At 66.4% G+C, this 21,777-nt stretch carries 17 protein-coding genes and 2 tRNA genes; 8 read left to right on the top strand and 11 right to left on the bottom strand.

Translation table 11 applies throughout. The features are described from left to right. Positions 1-16: 16 nt before the first annotated feature. The gene (locus VZL07_RS28345) at positions 17-2,065 is read left to right on the top strand and encodes a TonB family protein (protein WP_426750956.1); all 2,049 of its coding nucleotides are present in this window, start codon (positions 17-19) and stop codon (positions 2,063-2,065) included. Positions 2,066-2,096: 31 nt separating this feature from the next. On the opposite strand, the gene VZL07_RS28340 is transcribed toward VZL07_RS28345, so the two are convergent. From VZL07_RS28340 to VZL07_RS28325, 4 genes are read right to left on the bottom strand one after another with little or no spacing between them, the layout of a single operon-like run. Further along, entirely contained in the window at positions 2,097-2,816 is a 720-nt protein-coding gene (locus VZL07_RS28340) for an HAD family hydrolase (protein ID WP_426750954.1), read from the bottom strand. A gap of 10 nt (positions 2,817-2,826) precedes the next feature. Continuing rightward, positions 2,827-3,789: a myxosortase-dependent metalloprotease, MXAN_2677/MXAN_2678 family gene (locus tag VZL07_RS28335; RefSeq protein WP_426750952.1), complete on the bottom strand. Its 963-nt coding sequence runs from the start codon at positions 3,787-3,789 to the stop codon at positions 2,827-2,829. Then, entirely contained in the window at positions 3,786-4,670 is an 885-nt protein-coding gene (locus tag VZL07_RS28330) for a myxosortase-dependent metalloprotease, MXAN_2677/MXAN_2678 family (RefSeq protein ID WP_426750950.1), read from the bottom strand. Before VZL07_RS28330 ends, VZL07_RS28335 begins: the two co-directional genes overlap by 4 nt. After that, the gene (locus VZL07_RS28325) at positions 4,667-5,221 is read right to left on the bottom strand and encodes a hypothetical protein (protein WP_426750948.1); all 555 of its coding nucleotides are present in this window, start codon (positions 5,219-5,221) and stop codon (positions 4,667-4,669) included. The genes VZL07_RS28330 and VZL07_RS28325 overlap by 4 nt, the downstream gene beginning before the upstream one ends. Before the next feature lie 87 nt (positions 5,222-5,308). Between VZL07_RS28325 and gltX the strand changes: the two genes are divergently transcribed. The 4 genes from gltX to VZL07_RS28305 all read left to right on the top strand — a co-directional run bounded on the left by gltX (position 5,309) and on the right by VZL07_RS28305 (position 7,556). Then, entirely contained in the window at positions 5,309-6,748 is a 1,440-nt protein-coding gene (gene gltX / locus VZL07_RS28320; RefSeq protein ID WP_426750945.1) for a glutamate--tRNA ligase, read from the top strand. A 58-nt stretch (positions 6,749-6,806) separates the two neighbouring features. Next, entirely contained in the window at positions 6,807-7,214 is a 408-nt protein-coding gene (locus VZL07_RS28315) for a hypothetical protein (RefSeq protein WP_426750943.1), read from the top strand. Positions 7,215-7,283: 69 nt separating this feature from the next. Continuing rightward, positions 7,284-7,354, top strand: a tRNA-Gln gene (locus VZL07_RS28310). Positions 7,355-7,484: 130 nt separating this feature from the next. Further along, positions 7,485-7,556, top strand: a tRNA-Glu gene (locus VZL07_RS28305). Between the two features lie 149 nt (positions 7,557-7,705). Here VZL07_RS28305 and VZL07_RS28300 read toward each other — a convergent pair. Continuing rightward, the gene (locus VZL07_RS28300) at positions 7,706-8,677 is read right to left on the bottom strand and encodes a response regulator (protein WP_426750940.1); all 972 of its coding nucleotides are present in this window, start codon (positions 8,675-8,677) and stop codon (positions 7,706-7,708) included. 69 nt (positions 8,678-8,746) lie between these two features. On the opposite strand from VZL07_RS28300, the gene VZL07_RS28295 reads away from it, so the two are divergent. Then, positions 8,747-9,331, top strand: a complete 585-nt coding sequence (locus VZL07_RS28295) for a hypothetical protein (protein ID WP_426750938.1) — start codon at positions 8,747-8,749, stop codon at positions 9,329-9,331. Here the strand turns inward: VZL07_RS28295 and VZL07_RS28290 are convergent. After that, positions 9,303-10,460 (bottom strand): sensor histidine kinase, encoded by a 1,158-nt coding sequence (locus tag VZL07_RS28290; RefSeq protein ID WP_426750936.1) that lies wholly within the window; start codon positions 10,458-10,460, stop codon positions 9,303-9,305. The genes VZL07_RS28295 and VZL07_RS28290 overlap by 29 nt on opposite strands. 165 nt (positions 10,461-10,625) lie before the next feature. Next, positions 10,626-10,910: a DUF2795 domain-containing protein gene (locus VZL07_RS28285; RefSeq protein WP_426750934.1), complete on the bottom strand. Its 285-nt coding sequence runs from the start codon at positions 10,908-10,910 to the stop codon at positions 10,626-10,628. Between the two features lie 184 nt (positions 10,911-11,094). Here VZL07_RS28285 and VZL07_RS28280 point away from each other — a divergent pair, with 184 nt between their 5' ends. After that, the gene (locus tag VZL07_RS28280) at positions 11,095-11,343 is read left to right on the top strand and encodes a hypothetical protein (protein ID WP_426750932.1); all 249 of its coding nucleotides are present in this window, start codon (positions 11,095-11,097) and stop codon (positions 11,341-11,343) included. Between the two features lie 88 nt (positions 11,344-11,431). Here VZL07_RS28280 and VZL07_RS28275 read toward each other — a convergent pair whose 3' ends face one another. The 4 genes from VZL07_RS28275 to VZL07_RS28260 form a co-directional block, all read right to left on the bottom strand. Next, on the bottom strand, positions 11,432-13,042 hold the full coding sequence (locus VZL07_RS28275; protein WP_426750929.1) for a pyruvate dehydrogenase complex dihydrolipoamide acetyltransferase: 1,611 nt from the start codon (positions 13,040-13,042) through the stop codon (positions 11,432-11,434). A gap of 6 nt (positions 13,043-13,048) precedes the next feature. After that, on the bottom strand, positions 13,049-14,035 hold the full coding sequence (locus VZL07_RS28270) for a pyruvate dehydrogenase complex E1 component subunit beta (protein WP_426750927.1): 987 nt from the start codon (positions 14,033-14,035) through the stop codon (positions 13,049-13,051). 54 nt (positions 14,036-14,089) lie between these two features. After that, positions 14,090-15,211, bottom strand: coding sequence for a pyruvate dehydrogenase (acetyl-transferring) E1 component subunit alpha (gene pdhA, locus VZL07_RS28265; protein ID WP_426750925.1), 1,122 nt, complete (start codon positions 15,209-15,211; stop codon positions 14,090-14,092). A 135-nt stretch (positions 15,212-15,346) separates the two neighbouring features. Next, complete coding sequence (locus VZL07_RS28260) at positions 15,347-16,093, bottom strand: hypothetical protein (RefSeq protein ID WP_426750922.1); 747 nt, start codon at positions 16,091-16,093, stop codon at positions 15,347-15,349. A gap of 1,014 nt (positions 16,094-17,107) precedes the next feature. Here VZL07_RS28260 and VZL07_RS28255 point away from each other — a divergent pair. After that, complete coding sequence (locus VZL07_RS28255) at positions 17,108-21,697, top strand: seawater-induced protein 61-2 (protein WP_426750919.1); 4,590 nt, start codon at positions 17,108-17,110, stop codon at positions 21,695-21,697. Positions 21,698-21,777: the final 80 nt, after the last annotated feature.

Raw genomic sequence — 21,777 nt, 5'->3', positions numbered from 1 at the left:
CAGTCTGGGGCTACCAATGATCAAGGGCGACTCGCCGAATCCCGAGACACCCGCAGGCGCGGGCGCGGATCCTCTCATCGGCCGGACCCTGAACGGCCGCTTCAGCATCCTGGAACCTCTGGGCATTGGCGGCATGGGGAAGGTCTATCGTGCCCTCCAAGCCCCTCTCGAGCGCGTGGTGGCGCTCAAGATTCTCAATCCCAACTTCCCCAGCAGCCGGGACCCGGGGTTCCAGAAGCGCTTCCTGCGCGAGGCGTCGCTCACGTCCAAGCTGCGCCATCCCAACACCGTCACCGTCATCGACTACGGCCAGACGGACGACGGCATCTTCTACATCGCGATGGAGTACCTGGACGGCCGGACGCTGGCCCAGGTGCTGGGTCAGGTGGGACCATTGGCGTGGTCCCGCGCCATCTCCATCACCCAGCAGATCTGCCGCTCGCTGCGCGAGGCGCACAGCCTGGGCATCGTCCACCGCGACCTGAAGCCAGCCAACATCATGCTCCTCAACGAGCACGATCAGGACCTGGTGAAGGTGCTGGACTTCGGCCTGGTGAAGTCCGTGGCGGCGCCGCAGGAGGGCCAGCCCTCTCCTGAAATCACCCAGAACGGCACCTTCCTGGGCTCGCCGCAGTACATGGCGCCCGAGCAGGCGCGCAACGTCACCGACGCCCGCAGCGACGTGTACTCGCTGGGCATCGTGCTCTTCCAGATGCTGATGGGGCGTCCGCCGTTCATCGCGCGGGACCACATCGAGCTCATCTTCGCCCACTACAAGGAAGCCCCGCCCACCTTCCAGCAGGTGCGGCCGGACCTGCACATCCCCCCGGAAATCGAGGCGGTGGTGCGCCGCTGCCTGGAGAAGGACCCGGCGCGCCGCTACCAGACGATGGACGAGATGCTGGAGGGCCTGCGCGAGGCGAGCGCGGCCGCCGGTGGCAACAGCGGCATCTTCAAGCGTCCCGGCGGCGCGACGACGACGGGCCCCTATCCGTCCCCTGCCCTCTTCTCCAACGTGGGCAACAACACCGAGTCGGGTGACACGCTCGCGGTGGACATCAGCGTGGAGGTGCCCCAGGAGGTCAAGCGCGCCCGGCAGCGCACGCTGCTGACCGGGGGCCTGGGCGGCCTCGTGGTGGCGGGCCTCATCGCGGGCGGCGCCATCTTCTTCCTGACGAACAAGGAGGCGCCTCCTCCAGCCCCCGCGCCCACGGAGGCCCCGGCGCCCGTCGCCGCCGCGCCCGCCGCGCAGCCGGAGCCCGAGGTCGCCCCCGCCAACACCGGCAAGGTGCGTTTCAAGCTGATGAGCCAGCCCACCGGCGCCCGCGTCTTCTACCGGGGCAAGGAGCGGGGCGTCACGCCCTTCACCCTGGAGATTCCCGCGGGACAGGATGGCTCCGTCACGGTGGAGCTGACGTTCGCGCTGGAGGGCTACCAGATGGAGACCGTCGTGACGGGCGGTACCGGTGAGGTGGTGCTCTCCCAGAAGCTGCAGAAGCGCCGCGGCGGCGCGGGCGGCAGCCGCCACGTCGAGGTGGCCTCGGTGTCGTCGGACGAGGGCATCGACGAGGCCGAGCCGGTGGCCACGCCGGGCGGCATGTCCGCGCCGGTGATGCTCGCCCCCACCGCCTCGCCCGCCGCCGAGCTGCCCATCGCGGCCGCTGTCGGCGGCGCCGCGGCCGCGACGGCCCCGGCACCGGCCAAGGGCGCGGCCACGGGCCTTGCGCTCCCGGTGCTGCCCACCGCGGCGGTCGCGTCGGCGCGCGGTGACGTGCTCCCCTACAACGAGGACATGCCCCGTCCGGAAATGGTCGACCAGGGCAAGGACATCATCTACACGCGCGAGGCGATGGCCGCGAAGTCGAGCGGGGTGATGATTGTCCGCTGCACCATCACCCAGCAGGGCCGCGTGGAGAAGTGCCGCACCATCAAGTCCGTGGCCCACATGGAGCGGGCGGTGCTCGACGCGCTCCAGTCCCGCACCTACAAGCCCATCGTCTACAAGGGCCATCCGGTGAACGTGGACTACACCTTCAGCATGCGGCTGGTGGCGCCGCGCCGCTGAGCCCCACCTGCCCCGGCGCGCGCCGTGCGCGTCAGGGCCCCGTGGAAGGCACCACGGGCGGCGCGGGCGGAATCGCCGGAGCGCCGCCCCCCGGCGGTACGCCCCAGTCCACCACCGGCCATCCCCGCTTGCGAGCATGGCGCCGCAGCCGGTGGTCGGGGTGGACCGCCACGGGTCGCCCCACCACCTCCATCACCGGCAGGTCCGAGTAGGAGTCGGTGTAGAAGGCGCACGCCGACAGCGGCACGCCGGCCTCGCGCACGTACGCCTCGGCGCAGAGGCGCTTGCCCTCACCGAAGCAGATGGTGCCCTCCGGGCGTCCGGTGTGCAGGCCATTGCCGTCGACCTCGAAGCGGTTGCACAGCACCGCGTCCAGGCGCAGCTCCCGCGCCACCAGCTCCGACAGGTAACCCGTGGAGGACGTCAGCAGGACGAGCCGCTCCCCCGCGCGGCGGTGGGCCTCCAGGACGGCCCACGCCCCTGGCCGGTAGAGGGGGCGCACCTGCTCTTCGTAGAAGACGGCGGTGCGCGCCTGCAGCGGCTGCGCGGGCGTGCCCGCGAGCTGGGCAATGGCGCGGGCCACGGCGTCCTGCATGGACACGAAGCCCAGGTGATAGCGCGCAATCCACAGGCTGGCGCGCAACGCCTGCAGGCGGGAGATGTGCCCCAGCTCGAGCTCCCGGCGAATCCACAGCGAGCCCGAGTTGGCGGCGATGAGCGTCTTGTCCAGGTCGAAGAATGCGACGGCCACGCCCAGACCTCTAATCCCGCTCGCGAGGCGCCGCAGCACGGACGGCGCCGTTGCCAGCCCGACGTCGGCGGCGAGCCACGGCCAGCGCGGCCAACCCCAGACCCAAGGCCGCGGGCCCCGGCGCCGCCGCACAGCCGGTGCCACGTCCGTCCGCCTTCAGCGCCAGGCCCGCCCCCTCGCGCACGTAGCACTGCGTGGGCGGAAGGTGCCGCGGGTAGATGGAGCAGAAGCCAGCGGCCGAGCCGGAGTCGATGACGCGCTTCTGCGTCTCTCCCGGTGGCGCGGTGGCCTCCATGGTGGCGCCTGGGATGGCGACGTGGTCCAGCCCCACCACGTGCCCTATCTCGTGTGTCATCGTGTTCTGCAGGTCCGTGGACACGCAGTCCACCGCCGGCCCCCGCTCGCACACCGGCGTGTCCACGGTGGTGAAGAGGAACCCGAAGCCGTCCGCCGACACGGAGGCGTTCAGCTCGATGTCCGAGTCCAGCACGCGCCCGTCGCGATACGAGAACGTGGACGTGGTGAGGCCGATGGTGCCAGCCCCGTGCTCCCAGCACCGGTGGGTGTTGCCACACGTCTCGTCGTCCCAGCAGGGGTCGTCGGCGGCGACCACCTCCCGACAGGATGTCTCCCGGAAGGTGACGATGTTGTAGTTGTCCTGGGGTCGCGTCTGGTCGTAGCCGACGACCACGGGCTTGCGCCAGTCCTCCCCCCGGATGAACCGGAAGTCGCTGCACGCGTCGGAGAGCCGCCGCCAGGAGTCGAAGGACGCCTCGATGGCGGCCACCTCGGAGTCTCCCGGCGTGCGCGCGCTGCCCGCCGCGTCCAGGTGGTACACGTAGTCGCGCACCGGCCACAGCAGGCACAGCGGGTAGCCAGGAACCACCGTGCGGCGGTAGGCAGGCTCCTCACTCACCTGCGCCTGGGCGGAGAGGGCGAGCAGCCCGGCCACGAGCCCCAGTGCCTTCCTCACGGGCCCTCCTCCTGGCGGCGGGCCCGACGCATCAGCCACAGCGCCCAGACGCCCAGCAGTGACAGTGCTCCGCCCGGCCCCGCGGCGGAGCAGCCCGCCTTGGGCCCCAGCTCGAGAGAGGTCACCGGGTGGAGACAGGCCTGGCTGACCTGGCCCTTCGGATAGGCCTCGCAGACGAAGTCGCGCGAGCCCGTGTCCACGATGCGCTTGGACACCTCTCCCGGCGGAGCGTTCGGGAACATGGTGGAGCCCGAAGCGCGGGTGTGGTCCAGGCCGATGAGGTGGCCCACCTCGTGCGTGGCGGTGTTCTGCACGTCGGTGGCCACGCAGTTCGTCGTCACCGGCGGGAAGCACGTCGGCCCGTTCGCGGTGGTGAAGGAGAAGCGCGCCGCATTGAAGGAGATGTCCGAGTCGTAGATGATGCCCGAGCGCTCGTCGTACGTGGTGAGGGTGATGGCGATGGTGTTGTCGTCATCGTCCCAGCAGTCATACGCGTTGGCGCAGTCGTCATCGTCCCAGCACGCGTCCTCGGCGGGCACCACCGTGTTGCAGTCCCGGGTGCGGAAGAGCACCAGGTTGGTGTTGTCGCCCTGCCGCCGATAGCCCACCTCGCGCTCATCGACGCGCGGCCCCTCCTCCAGCGTGAGGTTGCCGCACTCGGCGAAGATGTCCTGCCAGCTCTGGAACGAGGCGCGAATCGCGTCGAACTCGGTGTCTCCCTGCGTGTCCGGATTGCCGTAGGTGCTCTGGTTCCAGACGATTCGCGAGGACGTCCAGTAGAGACACTGCGTGCGCGTGTCGCCGGCGTCGACGCGGCTGCGGACATAGGGAGCCGTCTGCCCCAGCGACAGCGCGAGGAGGATGGGAGCCAGGGGTGTCACGGTGCCTGCTCCCCGAGCGCCTCGCGGATGGCGGCCTTCAGCGCCTCCAGCGACATCGGCTGGAGCGCGGATGCGGTCGGCTTGCGGGTGACGGGGTCCAGCAGCTGTGACTCGGTGGGCTCCGGCACCGCGAGCGCCGTCTTGCCCTCGCGCTTCACCTGGAACTTGCCCTGCGCCATGTCCGACACCCGGAAGGCACGAGGGCCGCGCTTCTGGAGGAACACCACCACCTCCTCGCCCGGCGCGAAGGAGGCCAGGCCATGCACCACCTGGCCGATGTCTCCCATGCGGCCGCCGGGCTGGGTGACGAGCACCGTGCCTCCTGGCTGGCCCTTGAGGGACTCGGTCACCTGGATCTCGACGTCGGTGAGGATGCGCATCCCATCACCGCTCCAGCGGCTCTCCACGCGCCGGACCACGCCGTGGACGACGGCGTCCGCCCCCACCGCGAGCCCCGACAGGTCCACGCGGAGCTGGGTGGTGGCGCCCGCGGGCACGCCCACCAGGAAGACAGCCAGGAGCAACGTGCGAACTACCTGACGAATCGACATACGAGTTCTCCCTGGCCATCCAACTTACTCCAGGAATGCCCCTCCGCGTTGACCCTCCATTCACGCCCTGCTAATCCGCGCGCCCGTATGCCTCCTGCCCTTCGCGTCCGCTTCGCTCCCTCGCCCACTGGCTACCTTCACATTGGCGGTGCCCGTACCGCGCTGATGAACTTCCTCCAGGCGCGACGCCAGGGCGGGACCTTCGTGCTGCGCATGGAGGACACGGACCAGGGCCGCTCCACCCCCGAGTCGGTGCAGGCCATCCTGGACGGGCTGACGTGGCTGGGCATCGACTGGGACGAGGGCCCCGGCAAGGAGGGTCCCTACGCGCCCTACTTCCAGATGCAGCGGCTGGACACCTACCGCAAGCACGCGGACCAGCTCATCGCCGAGGGCAAGGCCTACCGGTGCTACTGCACGAAGGAGGAGCTCGACGCGCAGCGGCAGGTGGCGGAGAAGGCGGGCGGCGCCTTCAAGTACCCGGGCACCTGCCGTGAGCGGACCGAGCCTCCCGCCGGCCGCAGCGCGGACGAGGCCGTCATCCGCTTCAAGATGCCCCCGGGCGAGGGCTCCGTGTCCTTCACCGACAAGGCCCTGGGCACCATCACCAAGACGTACAGCGACCTGGACGACTGGGTCATGATGCGCGCGGACGGCATCCCCGTTTACAACTTCGGATGCGTCATCGATGACCACCTGATGGACATCACCCTGGTCGCGCGCGGCCAGGAGCACGTCAACTCCACCTTCCCGCAGCTCATGCTGTACCAGGCGCTGGGGTGGACGCCCCCCGAGTTCGCCCACCTGCCGCTCATCCTGGGGCCGGACCGCGAGAAGCTGTCCAAGCGCAAGCACCCGGAAGCGGACGTCATGGTGCACAAGCGCAACGGCATCATGCCGGAGGCGCTGCTCAACTTCGTCATCCGCCTGGGCTGGAGCCACGGCAACGACGAGGTCATCAGCCGCGAGCAGATGCAGGCGTGGTTCGACTTCAGCGACGTGGGCACCACCTCCGGCGTGTGGAACCCGGAGAAGCTGCTGTGGCTCAACCAGCAGTGGATGAAGCAGCTGCCGGTGGAGACCGTCGTCGAGCGGCTGCTCCCCTTCCTTGAGGCGAAGGGCATCCAGGCCAAGGGCGACCCGCGGCTGGAGACGCTGGTGCGCACACTGCGCGAGCGCTCCAACACCCTGGAGGACATCGCCACTACCGCCGCCAACGTCTACTTCCGCTCCGGCATCACCCTGGACGAGAAGGCCGCCGCCAAGCACCTGTCCGGCGAGTCCCTCAACCTGCTGCGCAAGGTGCGCGAGACGCTCGCCGCCCTGCCGGACTGGACGGTGGAGGCGCTGGATGGCGTGGTGAAGCAGGTGAGCGAGGCCTCCAGCGTCGGCATGGGCAAGGTGGCGCAGCCCATCCGCGTGGCGCTCACCGGCAACACCACCAGCCCGGGCATCGGCGAGACGCTCGTCCTGGTGGGCCGCGACGAATCCTTGCGGCGCATTGACGCGGCGCTGACGCGCGCTTGAGCCGGCAGGCGCAGGTTGCGGTGGACGTCAGCGCCCCTGGCCCCTATCTTTCGGACCCATGATGCGTGCCCTTGACAGCCTGAAACGCGGTTTCTATAAGGCGCGCCCGCTCGGAGCGGCGCTGGTGGCGCTCTGGGTGGCTCCAGCGAGCGCCGAGGTCGTCAATGGCGCGCAGTTGCCAGATGGGTCCAGGCGCGTCGGTGAGAATCGCTACCGGTCGCCCAGGGATTTCGATGGCACGCTGGATTACTACCGCGCGGTCTACTCGACGAGCGGTTACCCTCGCCGGCAGATCGTGAACCAGCCGGGCGTGAAGGCGGTTCACATCAGCAACCCCTCGGGGAAGAACTTCGCGGGGCTGAACATTTACGAGGCGAACGACGAGGTTCGCATCTACATCGTCCCCACCCAGCAGGCGGCCAAGCCTGCGAAGAAGTCGGAGACGACGAAGAGCAGGAAGAAGTAAACGTCGCACCGAAGTTGTTGCAGTCCCGAAGTGGTGTTGGTAGAGAAGCGCCGCAGTCGAGCAGGTCCTTGGGGAATCGTCTAACGGCAGGACAGCAGACTCTGACTCTGCTTATCTAGGTTCGAATCCTAGTTCCCCAGCTCGTCGTACCTGTAGCACCGCAGTACTCGTCGGTCCGAATCAACCAAGTGGTCGAAATAAAACGGTTGACGAGGACGGACGAAAAAAGGTAGAAATCGCCGGCGGTTAGCAGCGGTTGAAACAAGTAACGGCCCTGTCGTCTAGTGGTTAGGACGGAGCCCTCTCACGGCTCAAACTCGGGTTCGAATCCCGGCAGGGTCACTGAGACGCCCACCTTCTGAAAAGAAGGTGGGCGTTTCGCTTTTGCGGGCTTGAGCGACAAGCACAGACCGCCCAGCCCAGCAGCCGCCCGCGGCACATGGGCTTCGGGCGGGCCCGTAGGCCCGCGGATGACCTGACTGCGGCGGACTTCAGGGGGATGGCGCGGCGATGCTCTGCCGGAAGGTGGCGAGCGCCGCGGCGAGCCGGTCCTGCGCGCGCTGCACGCCCCGCCTCAGCAGCAGCATCCGCACCTTCTCCGGCAGGGCGGCGGCCCCCTGGCTGGTACCGAAACCCACCAGGTCCATGCGGAGCGTAATCGCCTCCAGCAGGTCCCCCAGGTCCGCCTGAGGGCTGGCGAGCAGCAGCACGTCGGGAGGCCGGCGTTGCAGCCGCTCGGCTAGGGTTCGCCACTGCGGGTCCCCTGTCTCGACGATGACGACGTCCGCGTGCTCGAGCTCCGCCGCGTAGGGCGGCAGTTCAACCGCGTCGAAGCCAGCGTCCCGCAGGACAGCGACGGTTTCCGAGCCCCCCACGACCGCCACCCGGCCGTTCAGGCCCAGGCGAACGGCTTCCTCGTAGGCACGAAGCTCGGCCTCCAGCGTCTCGTAGGCGGGCTCCGGCGCATCCTGGCCCGAGGCCAGGAGGGCCGCGGCCTCGCGCGCCACCTCGCGGGCCTGCTCCCGGACGCGGATGCCGGCGGTCCGTCGCTCCAGGGCCGCGCGCACCTTGGCGCGGAGCACCCGGAGGTCATCGAAGGGCTTGAGGATGTAGTCACTGGCGCCCGCAGCGAAGGCGGCGACGACGGACTCGGAGCTGGCGTAGCCCGTAATCATCACCGCCTCGAGGGACGGCTGGAGGCGGCGCGCCTCGGCGATGAGCTCCACCCCGCCCATGCCCGGCAGGTTCTTGTCCGTCACCAGGACGTCGAAGCGCTGCTCCGACAGCAGCGGCAGCGCCTCCTCGGCGCTCGCGGCCAGCGTCACCATCAGGTCGGCGTCTCGCTCCAGGAGGCGGGCGCAGATGTCCAGCACGACGGGCTCGTCATCCACGACCAGCACCGTCGAGGCGAGCGTCCTCTCTCCCCCTCCCTCACCTTCACCGGTCTCGAACGGGAGATCCATGGCTACACAGATTCGCACAGCTCACTTCCAGTTACGAAGCGCGCATTTGAGGACCGCTATGCTGGAGGCGTGGCGAGCTTCGAGGATGCGTTGCAGGACAACCGGGTGCCCGGGCGGCTGGGCGACGTGAGGCTGCGCTATGACGGCGGCCGGCTGGTGGGCGAGTCCCTGCCGCCTCCATGGGACCGGCGCGCCCTGCCCAGCCTGTGTGTCGGGGTGGGGCTGGGTTGCGCGGTGGGCGCGGCGCTGCTGGTGGGAATGCGGGAGGGCGCCGGCCCCGCGGCCGCCCTGGGGCTGCTGGCGGCGGCCCTGGTGGGACTGGCCCTCAAGCTGGAGGCCCACGTGGGGCGGCGGCGCTTCGTCCTCCACTTCCGCAGCGAGTCCCTCCGGCTGGAGCGGCTGACGTGGGCACCCGGCGCCACGCACGCGGAGCTGGTGCCCTTCGACGCGGTGAGGGCCGTGCATATGGTGGAGCGCCCGGGCCCGCGCTACGCGCTGGTGGTGGAGTATGCGCCGGACGCAGCGGAAGGCCCGCTGCGGCGCGCCGTGCTGGTGGAGCACATCCGCGCCACCGAGGGCGAGACGCTGCACCGCGTCTGGCGCCTGCTCAGCAATGCCTTCGGGCTCAGGGGAGCGGGGCTCGCCGGAGGGTGATTTCGATTTCGGTGCCCTCGCCCGGCGTGGAGGACAGGCGGAGGTTGCCGCCGAACTGCGTGACGAGCTCACGGCAGATGGACAGGCCCAGCCCGGTGCCCACGCCCACGGGCTTGGTGGTGAACATGGGCTGGAAGACGCGCTCCTGCAGCTCCATGGGGATGCCGCAGCCGTTGTCCGCCACGGTGAGCACCACGTCGTCCGGCCGCGCCGTCCAGCGGACCTCGATGCGCCCGGCGCGGCCCGTGTTGCCCATGGCCTGGGCCGCGTTGACGATGAGGTTGAGCAGCACCTGGCACAGCTTCACGGGGCCGAAGGTGACGCGCACGGGCTCGCCGTTGCTCGTCAGCCGCGCCCGCTCGCGCACCTCGGCGCGCGCCAGCTTCACCGCGAAGGACACGACTTCCGCCACGTCCGCCGTGGCCTCCAGGTCCTCGCCGCGCGCCTGGGCGCGCAGCCCCAGCGCCACCTGCCGCAGGTGCTCGGCGCCGTCCGCCAGGTCCTTGATGAGCGCGGGCAGGTCCTCCACCGTCTCCGCCACGGCCGCGTCCGGGTCGTCCTGGAGGTGCCGCGACACATACTGGATGACGTGGCCCAGGTCGCGCTGCAGCGACGCCACGTTCTGCGACAGGTAGCCCACGGGGCCCATCAGCTCGTGCGCGATGCCCGCCGTCACCTGCCCCAGGGTGGCCAGGCGCTCGGACTTCATCATGCGCCCTTCCACCTCGCGGATGCGCAGCTCCAGGCGGGCAATCTTGAGCGCGTCGTCGAGCGCGGCCTGCAGCTCCGTCCGGTCCCACGGCTTGACGAAGTAGCGCGTCACCTGGCCGCGGTTGACCGCGTCGATGACGGCCTGCATGTCCGCGTAGGCCGTGACGAGCATGCGCTTGGCGTCCGGCGCAATCGTGCGCGCCCGCTCCAGCAGCTCCACGCCCGTCATCCCGGGCATGCGCTGGTCGGAGAGGATGACGCCAATCTCGCCCTTGCGCTGCTCGAGCAACGCCAGCGCCTCGCTGGGCGAGGAGCAGCGGAAGATTCGAAAGCGCTGCCCGAAGTTCGCGTCGAAGACCCGGAGGTTCAGCGCGTCATCGTCGACGTAGAGGACCGCGGGGAGTTCAGACGGGTTCATGACGCTCCTCCTGGCCAGCGTCCCATGCAGGGGGCCAGGCTGGTGGGCCGTAGGATAGCGCCTCCTCCCCTTGGCGATCTGCTGGGTACGCCGCGCACCACCAGCATAGGGCGAGCGCCTGACGCGTCGCGCCTCTCGGTAGGCGGTGACCCCACCTGTTTTTTCTCAGCGCGCAGAAGCGGGCTGCGGCGCATCGGCCGCGTCCAGGTCACCCTCGAGGGCACGGGCCACGGCGTCCACGGAGCCAAAGCTCGCCCTCGGGAGCGACCCCAGCAGCGAGAGCACCATGGCCGAGGCCTCGTTCTCACGGGCGACCCAGGTCAACTGCCGCGCGGAGAGCGGGAACACCGCGCCTTCGAGCGCCTTGTGCAGCGATTCGGCGAGCGGCAGCGGTGGACCTACGCGCGACTCCAACTCCGACACACCTTGGGCAAGCCGCTCGCGTGTCATGTCGTCGTTCATTGGAACGAAGTTAAGCAGCGAACCTGGACGGCTGCCGTCATTTTTTTCGAGCTCGCCGGGCAGGCAGGGAAACGAGCCATGCCGCCTGCCCGCGGGTGGTCATGCCGCGGCACACGTCCCACCGTTACCGCCACGAAGCGTGCCAGAGAGCACCCGCGCAGGAGGACGCGACATGGCGAACACCAAGGACAAATCCGAGGAAACGAAGCGCAACGCGGCCGGAGATAACGGTTACGCGGAGCGAATCGAGCATGTGGAGGGCACCCGACCGGAGCCGTGGCCTGGAATCCGCGGCCGCTCGGATGACGAGGAGAACGAGCTGCCGACCGGAACGCCGCGCGAGCGGCAGGCGAGCGTGACGGAAACGCAACGCAAGCTGGAGCAGGAGGCGCACGGCCACAAGGGGCCGACGCGAAAGTAGCGGCCCCTGCCCCGCCTCCGCGCGGCCCCGGACAGGGACGCGCGGAGCGGGGCACCAGGCCCTTCTAGGAGCGGGGCACCAGGCCCTTCTAGAAGAGCAGCCGCGTGGGGTGCTCGAGCAGCCCGCGCAGTTCGCGCAGGAACTCGGCGCCAATGGCTCCGTCGATGACGCGGTGGTCGCATGACAGCGTCGCCGTCATCATCTTCCGGACCGCCAGCTGACCGTCCCGCACCACGGCCTTCTCCGTCACCGCGCCCACGGCGAGGATGGAGGCCTGCGGCGGGTTGATGACGGCCACGAACTGGTCGATGCCGTACATGCCCAGGTTGCTGACGGTGATGGAGCCGCCGGTGTACTCCTCCGGCTTGAGGGCCCGCTTGCGGGCGCGCTCGGCCAGCTCACGGACGCCCGTGGCGATGGCCTGCAGGCCCTTCTGGTCCGCGTCCCGGAGGACGGGGGTGATGAGGCCCTCTTCCAGCGCCACCGCGATGCCCACGTCCACGCTGTGGAACTGGACGACCTTGTCGCCCTGCAGCGAGACGTTGATCTTCGGGTAGCGGCGCACCGCCATGGCCACGGCCTTCACGATGAGGTCGTTGACGGAGACCTTGAGGTCCATCGCCTTCGCCTCTTCGCGCACCTTCGACGCCGCCTCCATGTCCACCTCGATGGTGAGGTAGAAGTGAGGCACGCCGGGCTTCACCTCCGTCATCCGCTGCGCGATGACCTTGCGCATGGACGTCAGGGGCACGACGGTCGGCTCGGGACGCACGCCCGGCGCGGGGGGAGCCGCCGGCGCCTTCTTCGCCGCGGGCGCCGCCACCGGGCCGCGCGTCAGCGCCTCCTCGATGTCGCGCTTCACCACGCGGCCCGAGGGACCGGAGCCACTCACCTGCGCGAGGTCCAGGCCCTTCTCGCGAGCCATCTTCTTCGCCACGGGACTGGCGCGCACGCGACGTCCTCCGGCCTGGGCCGGCTTCGCCACGGGCTCGGGAGCAGGCGCGGCGGCCGGCTTCGGGGCAGCCGCCGGAGCCGCCGGGACAGGCGCCGCGGGCTTCGGAGCGGGAGCCGCCGGCGCCGCCTTGGCGCCCTTGCCGGTGAGGTACGCGATGGGCGCGCCCACCTTGGCCATCTGGTTCTCCCCGACGAGGATCTCCGCCAGGGTGCCGTCGTCGTAGGCCTCGATTTCGAGGTTGGACTTGTCCGTCTCCACCTCGGCGACAGCCTCGCCGGAGGACACCTTGTCCCCCTGCTTCTTGAGCCACTTGACGATCTTCCCCTCCGTCATCGTCGGGGACAGGCTCGGCATCTGGATGGCGATGCGGTTGTCCCCGCCTGACGGCGGCGGTGCGGACGGCGGCTGCACGGCGGCGGCCTGCGGCGCGGGGGCCGGCTGGGGCTTCTCCTCGGAGGGCTTCGCGGCGGCGGGCGCGGCGGCAGCGCCGGCGTCCACCTTCTCACCCTTGGCGCCAATGAAGGCGATGGGCGCGCCCACCTTGGCCATCTCGCCCTCGCCGACGAGCACCTGCAGCAGGTAGCCGTCGTCGTAGGCCTCGATTTCGAGGTTGGACTTGTCCGTCTCCACCTCGGCGACGGCCTCGCCGGAGGACACCTTGTCCCCCTGCTTCTTGAGCCACTTGACGATCTTCCCCTCCGTCATCGTCGGGGACAGGCTCGGCATCTGGATGGGAATGGCCATACGCGTTCAGGCTCCCTCGCGGTACAGCACCTTCTTCACCGCGGCGATGATCTTGGGTGCATCCGGCTGCGTCGCGTTCTCCAGGTTCGCCGCGTAGGACATGTTCACGTCGAGCCCCGTGACGCGCTCCACCGGCGCGTCCAGGTCGTCGAACGCCTTCGACTGGATGAGGTCCACCACGGAGGCGCCCACGCCAGCGAGCGCCCAGCCCTCCTCCACGATGACGACGCGGTTCGTCTTCGCCACGCTCGCCAGGATGGCCTCCTCGTCCAGGGGCCGCAGCGTGCGCAGGTCCAGGACCTCCGCGCTGATGCCCTCCTTCGCCAACTCCTCGGCCGCCTGCATGCAGAAGTAATACATGCGGCTCCAGGTGATGATGGTGACGTCCGTGCCCTCGCGCTTCACGTCCGCCTTGCCGAGCGGGACGATGTGCTCGCCTTCCGGCACCTCACCCTTGATGGCGTAGAGCCGCTCGCCCTCGAACATGACCACCGGGTTGTCGTCCCGGATGGCCGCCTTGAGCATGCCCTTGGCGTCCGCGGGCGTGGCGGGCGCAATCACCTTCAGGCCGGGGAAGTGGGCGTAGTTGGCCTCCAGCGCCTGGCTGTGCTGGCTGGACAGACGGCCACCCGCGCCGCCCGGACCACGGAACACGATGGGGCAGCGCAGCTGGCCGCCGGACATGTGCCGCAGCTTGGCGGCGTTGTTGACAATCTGGTCCATCGCGAGAATCGCGAAGTTCCAGGTCATCATCTCCACCACCGGACGCAAGCCCACCATGGCGGCGCCCACGCTCAGGCCGGTGAAGCCCAGCTCGGAGATGGGCGCGTCGATGATGCGCGCGCTCCCGAACCGGTCCAGCAGTCCCTGCGACACCTTGAAGGCGCCGTTGTAGCGGCCCACCTCCTCGCCAATGAGGTAGACGTTGGCGTCGCGCTCCATTTCCTCGGCGAGTGCCTGGTTCAGCGCCTCGCGGTACATCAACTCGGGCATCGTCGGCTCCGACTCGAAATCAAAAAAGGGTTGGTCGACAGGTCAGCGCGGCGCCTAGCGGATGAGGCCCGCCTTCTTGTCGGCGGCCTCGGCCTGCTCGCGCGGCTCCAGGTCCCACGTCACCTTCAGCTCCTGGCCACTGGGGTACTTCGGCCAGTTCACCTTCATGCCCAGCACGCGCTCGCGGGGGCGCACGTCCTCCTCGCCCTCCTCGACGATGGTGTCGCGCCACAGCTCTTCCAGGCTGGGCTCGGGCGACTCGTCGGCGAACTTCACCGCCTGGTCCACCAGCGCCTTGACCTCGTCCTCGATGGCCTCGAACACGTCGTCCTGGGCCAGGCCCTGCTTCAGGATGTAGGCGCGCAGCTTCGGAATCGGGTCGTTCTTCCGCTCGTCCTCCACCTCCTGCTTGGTGCGGTAGGTCGCAGGGTCGGCCATGGAGTGACCGCGGAAGCGGTACGTGTTCGCCTCCAGCAGCACGGGGCCCTTGCCGGCGCGGCAGTACTCGGCGGCGTCCTTGACGGCCTCGTACATGGTCAGCACGTCCATGCCGTCCACCGGCTCGCCGCGCATGTCATAGGCGCTGGCGCGCTTGTAGATTTCCGGCACCGCCGACGTGCGGGAGATGGCCGTGCCCATGCCGTAGCGGTTGTTCTCGCAGATGTAGATGACCGGGAGCTTCCACTTGGACGCCATGTTGAGCGTCTCGTGGAAGGAGCCCTGGTTGGCCGCCGCGTCGCCGAAGTAGCAGACCGTGACGCGGTCCTCGTTGCGATAGCGGCTGGCGAAGGCCATGCCCGCCGCCAGGGGAATCTGGCCGCCGACGATGCCGTAGCCGCCATAGAAGTGGTGCTCGATATCGAAGATGTGCATCGAGCCACCCTTGCCCTTGCTGTAGCCGGTGCCCCGGCCCATCAGCTCGGCCATGACCATGCCCGCGTCGCTGCCACGGGCCAGCGGCTGGCCGTGGTCGCGGTACGCACTGAGCATGTAGTCATCCGGCCGGAGGGCCTCCGCCGGCCCCACCGCCACGGCCTCCTGGCCGATGTAGAGGTGGCAGAAGCCGGCGATCTTCCCCAGCGTGTACTGCTGACCCGCGCGCTCCTCGAAGCGGCGGATGAGGTACATCTTCCGGTACATGTCCAACAGCAGTTCTTTCGAGTACGGGCTGGCCACCGCGGAATGCCTCCATGCAGGCCGCCCACGGGACTCCCGGGGCGGCGGACGCCGAGCGACTCAATAGCGCGCGGCAGTGGGACTTCAAAGCCTTTCAAACCCCGACACGAACGGGCCTTTTTCAGGCGCGGTGCGTCAGGACTCCAGCGCGAAGTGCGGGACGGAGATGACGCCGTCGAGCAGCTCCACGGGCCGGCCCGAATGGTCCGTGGCCAGATGGATGACGGTGGCGTCTGGGAACTTCCGTCGGTAGTCGTTCGCGTGCGTGGGCTCGTTGTCGAAGGCGGCCACCACGCTCCCCAGCCGGCCCAGCTTCGCGTGGGCCTCCCGCTTGAAGGCGTCGTCGTCCTCGGCCAGCGTGGGCTTCATCAGGAGCAGCACCCGCTCGTCATCCGGGAGCGCCAGGCCGTGGCGGCGCATGCAGGACACGGAGCCCTCCCGCATGCCCTCGTGGCGGCCCGTCACGTAGACGAGCCGCGCGCCGGTGGCCACCACGTCGTGGGTGAAGCGGGCCGCGCCGTCGATGGCGATGTCGTCCATGCAGTAGTCGCTGGTGAAGAAGCGCTCGGCCCAGAAGCGGCGGGCGTCCGCGAAGTAGGCCTCCACCAGGGCGTCCTCCAGGCCGCAGGCGCGCATGGCCTCCTTCATGTCCCAGCCCGTCACCCAGTGGTGGGGCTCGCAGGCCGCCAGCACCGCTAGCGAGCGGGCGGCACCGAACTCGCGGAGGATGCGGGCCTGCCGGGGCCGGTTGTCGAACAGGGTGGAGTCCAGGTCGAACGCCAGGACGGCGGAAGGGCCCACGGAGCGGGCGCGCTCCAGGATGGAACGCAGGGTGTCTCGCCAGTCGTCGCGGATGCGCTTCTTGAAGTCGTCGTAAGCCATGTGCGCGGGGAGATTACCTGTGTGGTCAAGCTTCAGGGAGAGAAGGTCGCATGCCCTCTACCCACTTGAGTGGCTCCTAGGGGATTCCTCGCTCATCAAAGCGGGAATGAGTCAAGCACATCGAAGTGCCGGCCACAGCCCGCCCGCCCATCTTACGGACCAGCCATGCACGGATGAACAACGCCGTCAATCAGCTTTTTGCTCGGCCCGTCATTTCACGGTTTTCCGTCTATCCTTTTAGCCACTCAGTGTCTCATTCGCGGGACCCCTATCCCGCTGAAGGGACGGCGCTCCAGCAAAGAACCAGATGCCATCAACCTGTATGCGCTGATTCCCCTTGGAGACCAATGAAGCTTCTTTGAGACGGGCAATGGGAAGACATGAGCCACCCTCCCCTCCCCTCAACTATCAGCCGCTGACAGCGCATTTCTCTCGTCCCAAGCGCGCAGCAGTGCTGGAAATTTGAGTACGCAGTCCTCACTGACCCACCGTATCGAATTGGCCCGGCAAAGCCCAAAGGGCTGTGCGCACCGGAACTGGGTTCGGAAGACTCAAGTCATTGCTGCAGGTCTCTCGATCTAATGTAAGCGACGCGCACGGACCAGCAAGGCACGACTTTCGCATTAGCCAAGGCTCCCCCGCAGAATACACACTCACATTGACTGGCTGGGGCCAACTTCCCGTCTCTACTCGACGCTACACTACGAATGCACTACAAGGCGCCCCGGCTGCCGAGTCAAGTCGGACGCCAGGGGGCTCCATCCAACGAACAATGCTCCGCGGCCCTCCCGTAGCTCACATGATCCAGCCAGCCCTGTACGCGATGCCCTTCAGCATCAGGTGATGTCCAGGATCCTCCTACAACATCACGCCACCCCCTCAAAGAAAGCCATCCAATGTAACCCGCCAACACACCCAGCCAACCCTCCGAATCCGACACTCGCGCCACTCGCACCTCCTAATCCATCACCTACACACAACCTCGTCCCACTGAAACCACAGCACAAAACACCAATGAAAAACAACACAACAACAGGCGCCATTATCTTGGCACTTGCTGGAATTTGGTTCACGGCGTGCGGGAATGCCCCTCCCGATGGCGACGTCGAACTGTCCACACAAACAACAGCCGCCCCACTAGGACTCGCGACAACTAGCACTTGCACTCCCGCCCAAGTCTCGTGGGATCAGAACCCGAGTATTCCGGATGAACAGCAAATCTGTGCGGGCTCCTGGGAGTATCAGACCTATGTCTCGCCGTGTTACGCCGCGACCGACTCAAGCGCGTGTCCCCTCATTGGATACGAACAAAAGACATGCACCCATTATCACTCATGTAGGGACCCGGCATTCGGCATCGAACGATTCGAAACGATCAACCAGACCCCAGTCATCAGTGGAACCCGTTACTCTGTAATGGAGTGCCTGCCAGGACATGGCTGCCAGCAGTTCGACGAATACGACTACGACAATCAAGGAGGCTGCAGTGCCAGCGTCCGCACGCTAAGAGACTCACTCCTGGGAGGATGGCATTATACCGTCACTTCGACCTGGAGCGAAGGCCCCATTACCATCGTTAGTGTAAACGGCGACGTCGCGCGCTTCACACAGGAGTGCTACGTCACGCTTTTCAATGTCCCACTCTATTACCAGAGAGCGGAAGCCCCCTGTCCCATCTCACATACAACCCAGTGCGACGACACCTCAAGCCCCATTTACGAGATTTGTCGACATGAGAGCCACGGTGAGGCTCCAACCGAAAGCGAATGCGGCCTTGCCAATGGCGGCGCCAGGACAGCTTCTCCTCGAGGACTTTCACTGGAGTCCCTCAAGACGACTCACGATACCGCAGCAGCCATTGATCTGGCTCCGCATTGTACTACCTGCGACAACCTTCCGATGCAGAACGCCTCGGATGTAAATGCAAAATACACCTGCATTAGGCAGCGACTCGCGCGACTCATCAGGGATAGCAAGGCCGACGTCACAGAGCGCAACGTCACAGCCACCCAACTCCGGCGCCTCATCGAGATGCGGGGTGACGAGCTGACTGAAGCAAATCTAGCCGATGCACTTAGCATCTATCGCAACGCTCGTTTTCGCTCGAACTGTGGCAATGACCTGATGGTTCCCGAGGTGAGCCCGACTTGCGACCCCACGTTCAATCACGACCGCTCATTCCTCGAAACGGTTTGCCACCCACTTGCACTTGATCATGTCCAAGTAGCTGTCACTCGCCAGTTCTTGGATGAATGCATCGACTTCATCGAAAACGCCCCGCTCGACCCTCAATGCGGACTTCAGCCGTACGCAGTTCCCTACCGAGACGTCTCCATCTCGTTGCTGAAGAAGGTCTTCGCGGCACCTCACGGCCCGAGCGGAGCATCACGGCAACAAACATTGATCCACAACCTGGCTGCCATAGAGAGGTGGCGCCACCACTCGCTCCACGTTCTCCATTCGAGCGACAACTACCTGGGTGCGCCGCCTCAGTTCTGGGAAGAACTGAGCGTGCTGATGAGTGCATTCTGGAAGGGCGCGTACGACAGCGAGCAACAAATCGGCACGACCCTCACTCCCGAGGCCCTTGACGATCTGTCCGCAGCCTACATGAAAGTGGACCGTGAAATCCTTCTCAGCGCATTTGCCCCGGAGTCCTACGTCCAATCGGCGCTCCTCCTCCCCGTGATGAGCGACGCGTTTCACGGGATGGTGGATCGACTCCGGGTGGCAAGTGCATCTCACGACCTTGCGTGCCGCTATCTCACCTGCGCCAGCGGCCAGCTGAACACAGAAGTGAGTCAGCTCTGGAAACTTCTCAGTGTACTCGATGACGGTGCAGCGCTACAAAATGCGCTCAATAGTGCGACCAAGGTCCGCAGCGAGTGGAGAGCAGTCTTTCAGGCCATCGTGAATCAACACTCACGCATGGATGCGGCGGTGTCAGACGCCCTGGGCCAGAATCCACTGCCTCCTGGCTCCCCCCTGCGAACCTGGAATCAAGAGCAGATACCGCAGATTGCCCTGGGAATGTCTCAACTCTTGAGGGAAGCCCACGCCCGGACCACGAGCTATGAAGCGCATGGATTGTTCGACTCCCTCCATCGGAACGTGCTTTCCCGGGGAATGAACACCGGTACGTTTGAGCAAGAATGGTTTGACGATGAACTGGACCGGGTTCGGGACAACCTCAGCCAGCGGATCTCTGAGTACACCTCGACTCGGACCGCACTGATTCAGAACCTGCTTGCAAACCTGCAGACCAAGCAGGTTGAAACGTCCGGAATGTGGCGAATCACCGCACTTCATGAGCACATGAAGGTTGTGTCGGAAGATCTTGCCGGCCTTCGTAACAACGTGGAGGTAGCCAACGTGCGGCAGGGCGACTTCATGGAAGCCTTCGACGAATTGGTCGCGACCACGGATTTGAATCTCCTCATCCAACAAGACACCGTCCCTCCCATCATGCTCAGCGCGGGCAATGCGGTCTACGCTGGAGGCAGTCCCAACCCTGAGACTCCCATCGCTGACATCGCTGCCAGGACGAATGGAACAACACCTTGGATGATGGCTACAGAAGCCGGTGATTTTCTTACGCTCGCGGTGACCGGACAGTGGTCACCGACCTGTGCGATCAGTCAAGGAACCCACAGGTTGCCTGGAGACCCGAACACGACGAGACCCATTCGTGTCACCCGAACCGAACAAGGTCCCAATGGACCTCAGACAGTTCCAGTTCTAACGGGCCCCGAAGGGTTCCTTGTCAACCTGCAAAACAGCAATTTCCAGGCAATTTCCAAACAGTCCGTGAAAGAAGACGGCACCTACAGGACGTTTGACCAGACGTCATCCACCTGCGCAGGTATGGAGGCCTCATATGGCTCCCCGAGCATTGTCGATGTATGGGGCGCCTCCTTCAGGGCCTATGTCAAGACCGAAGCGTGCCTGAAGTGGGACTGGGGTGAACGCAGCTCCTCAACCGAGATCGATAATAATGCGAACGGCTCAGAAAGCCGCAGTGTCGCGGCATTCACCACCGGGCTCCGCGCAGCCAACACTCCCTTCCCACAACTTCCAGCCGGAAGTCTGTTGCTCTTGGAGGTCGAACGTCCGCCGGATTCCACACAGGCATTGCGCAGCCACATCCGGAACATCCATCTTGTCCAGGCGCCGCACACATCCATCGCAATCGATCGCGCCTCGGACCTCTACCTGGTGGTCAATGACAAAACAGGTTGCGGTCCCACGGCAACCGGCAGCCTCACCGTCAACATCAGCCACTCTCGACCCCTCGCCGCCAGTATCCAACAACTGGGCAGGGCCATGGCAGCCGTGAGGGAAGACCTTCGCAGCAAGTTTCCGGATTACCTGCGACAAGGGAGGCTGCATCCCCAGGATCTGTCAGCACTGCGAAGTCAAGCGTTCGCCCGGCTTGCCGCGGAATGCAATTGCGACGTGAATGATCCTTCGAAGATTCCAACCACCTTCAATGGCTTGTTCTCTGCCTGGCTAGAGCATGACCTCTCTATTCTCCAGAGGCAGGTGGAGATTCTCGCGGTCAGGCGGGAGCAGGATATTTTGGCCTTGGAGCTCAGGGCACTCCGTGACGAACTGGCATCCGCCCAAGAAGAGTCCCGGTGGGTTCGCATGCTTCCATTGTGGAACCTGCGCAACCTGGACGGCTCTCAACTCGATTCCACCACACGCGAAGTCGTAGCTGGCCTCAATCAGTACCTCTACCCCATCATCCATCTTCGCTACCCCAGTGTCATCACAGCCATCGCAAATGACTCAACTGCACGATCCCGCCTCATGCACTTGGTCGACATGGACTGGATGGCACCGGCACTGGACCGCGCCGAATCCATCCTTGATGTTGAATTCGACATTCGAGACAAGTTCGCCTCGGCGAGGGCTGCCGCAAACCACCTGACTCCAAAGTTCGTTGCACTCAGCTTTCCACGTCCAGGCGCCCCAGCTGACACTCCTTATCGGAAGGTCAGTGACTCCAGGTCCGCGCAAATGTGGAACCATCTGCTGACAACTGGCATCGCCCCCTTCACGGTACTACCGGAGGATTTCTATTCGGCCTCCGGAGGACACGCGCAGTTGCTCTGCTTCGAGAGCTCTCCGATCATCCGCGCCATGGGCCTGTTCGCACGCGTCCATGGATCGGACGGAAATGCACTCAGCGGCGCGCTTGCAACGCGGGCGCTTACTCAGTTCGGATCGCAACTCGCGTTTCCCACACTCGCGGGGTTGGAGACGTATCAACAAGACAACGCAGAGTGGCATTTTGGAGGACTTCCCGTGAACTATGGAGGGCCGTTCGATGCACTGAGCGAATTCGACACCCGAGTCCTTCCTGATCGAGCAGGGAATGGCCTCTCCCCATTCACCCAGTTCGATGTCGATGGGACGGCCTTGTTCGAACCGATTCAACCTGGCGAAGGCCCTCTCATTGATACTGTGAGCGAGTTTGTCCTCGTATTTCAAGTCGAGCCTCGGCAGCTTACTCAGCCGATGACGTGGCTCCGGACGTGCCCCTCCGGAACTACGCTCACGAGCGCGGGACTGCTGAGCGTCGAATCGGACATGCAGTAGCCAAGGGACGCTAAGCGTCCTTCGAGGGGGCGGGCAGTTGTCAACTGTCTGTCCCCTTTTCTCAATCCACAACCTTCGAT

The sequence above is a fragment of the Pseudomyxococcus flavus genome, assembly GCF_050038885.1.
GTDB lineage: Bacteria > Myxococcota > Myxococcia > Myxococcales > Myxococcaceae > Myxococcus > Myxococcus flavus.
This window is presented reverse-complemented; position numbering and strand designations above follow the sequence as displayed.

What these genes read in the sequence shown, in the direction of transcription:
- VZL07_RS28255 (WP_426750919.1), top strand. Translation starts at nt 17,108, where the DNA reads ATGAAAAACAACACAACAACAGGCGCCATTATCTTGGCACTTGCTGGA.
- VZL07_RS28280 (WP_426750932.1), top strand. Translation starts at nt 11,095, where the DNA reads ATGGCGAACACCAAGGACAAATCCGAGGAAACGAAGCGCAACGCGGCC.
- VZL07_RS28345 (WP_426750956.1), top strand. Translation starts at nt 17, where the DNA reads ATGATCAAGGGCGACTCGCCGAATCCCGAGACACCCGCAGGCGCGGGC.
- VZL07_RS28285 (WP_426750934.1), bottom strand. Translation starts at nt 10,910, where the DNA reads ATGACACGCGAGCGGCTTGCCCAAGGTGTGTCGGAGTTGGAGTCGCGC.
- VZL07_RS28270 (WP_426750927.1), bottom strand. Translation starts at nt 14,035, where the DNA reads ATGCCCGAGTTGATGTACCGCGAGGCGCTGAACCAGGCACTCGCCGAG.
- VZL07_RS28290 (WP_426750936.1), bottom strand. Translation starts at nt 10,460, where the DNA reads ATGAACCCGTCTGAACTCCCCGCGGTCCTCTACGTCGACGATGACGCG.
- VZL07_RS28300 (WP_426750940.1), bottom strand. Translation starts at nt 8,677, where the DNA reads ATGGATCTCCCGTTCGAGACCGGTGAAGGTGAGGGAGGGGGAGAGAGG.
- VZL07_RS28315 (WP_426750943.1), top strand. Translation starts at nt 6,807, where the DNA reads ATGATGCGTGCCCTTGACAGCCTGAAACGCGGTTTCTATAAGGCGCGC.
- gltX (WP_426750945.1), top strand. Translation starts at nt 5,309, where the DNA reads ATGCCTCCTGCCCTTCGCGTCCGCTTCGCTCCCTCGCCCACTGGCTAC.
- VZL07_RS28275 (WP_426750929.1), bottom strand. Translation starts at nt 13,042, where the DNA reads ATGGCCATTCCCATCCAGATGCCGAGCCTGTCCCCGACGATGACGGAG.
- VZL07_RS28325 (WP_426750948.1), bottom strand. Translation starts at nt 5,221, where the DNA reads ATGTCGATTCGTCAGGTAGTTCGCACGTTGCTCCTGGCTGTCTTCCTG.
- VZL07_RS28260 (WP_426750922.1), bottom strand. Translation starts at nt 16,093, where the DNA reads ATGGCTTACGACGACTTCAAGAAGCGCATCCGCGACGACTGGCGAGAC.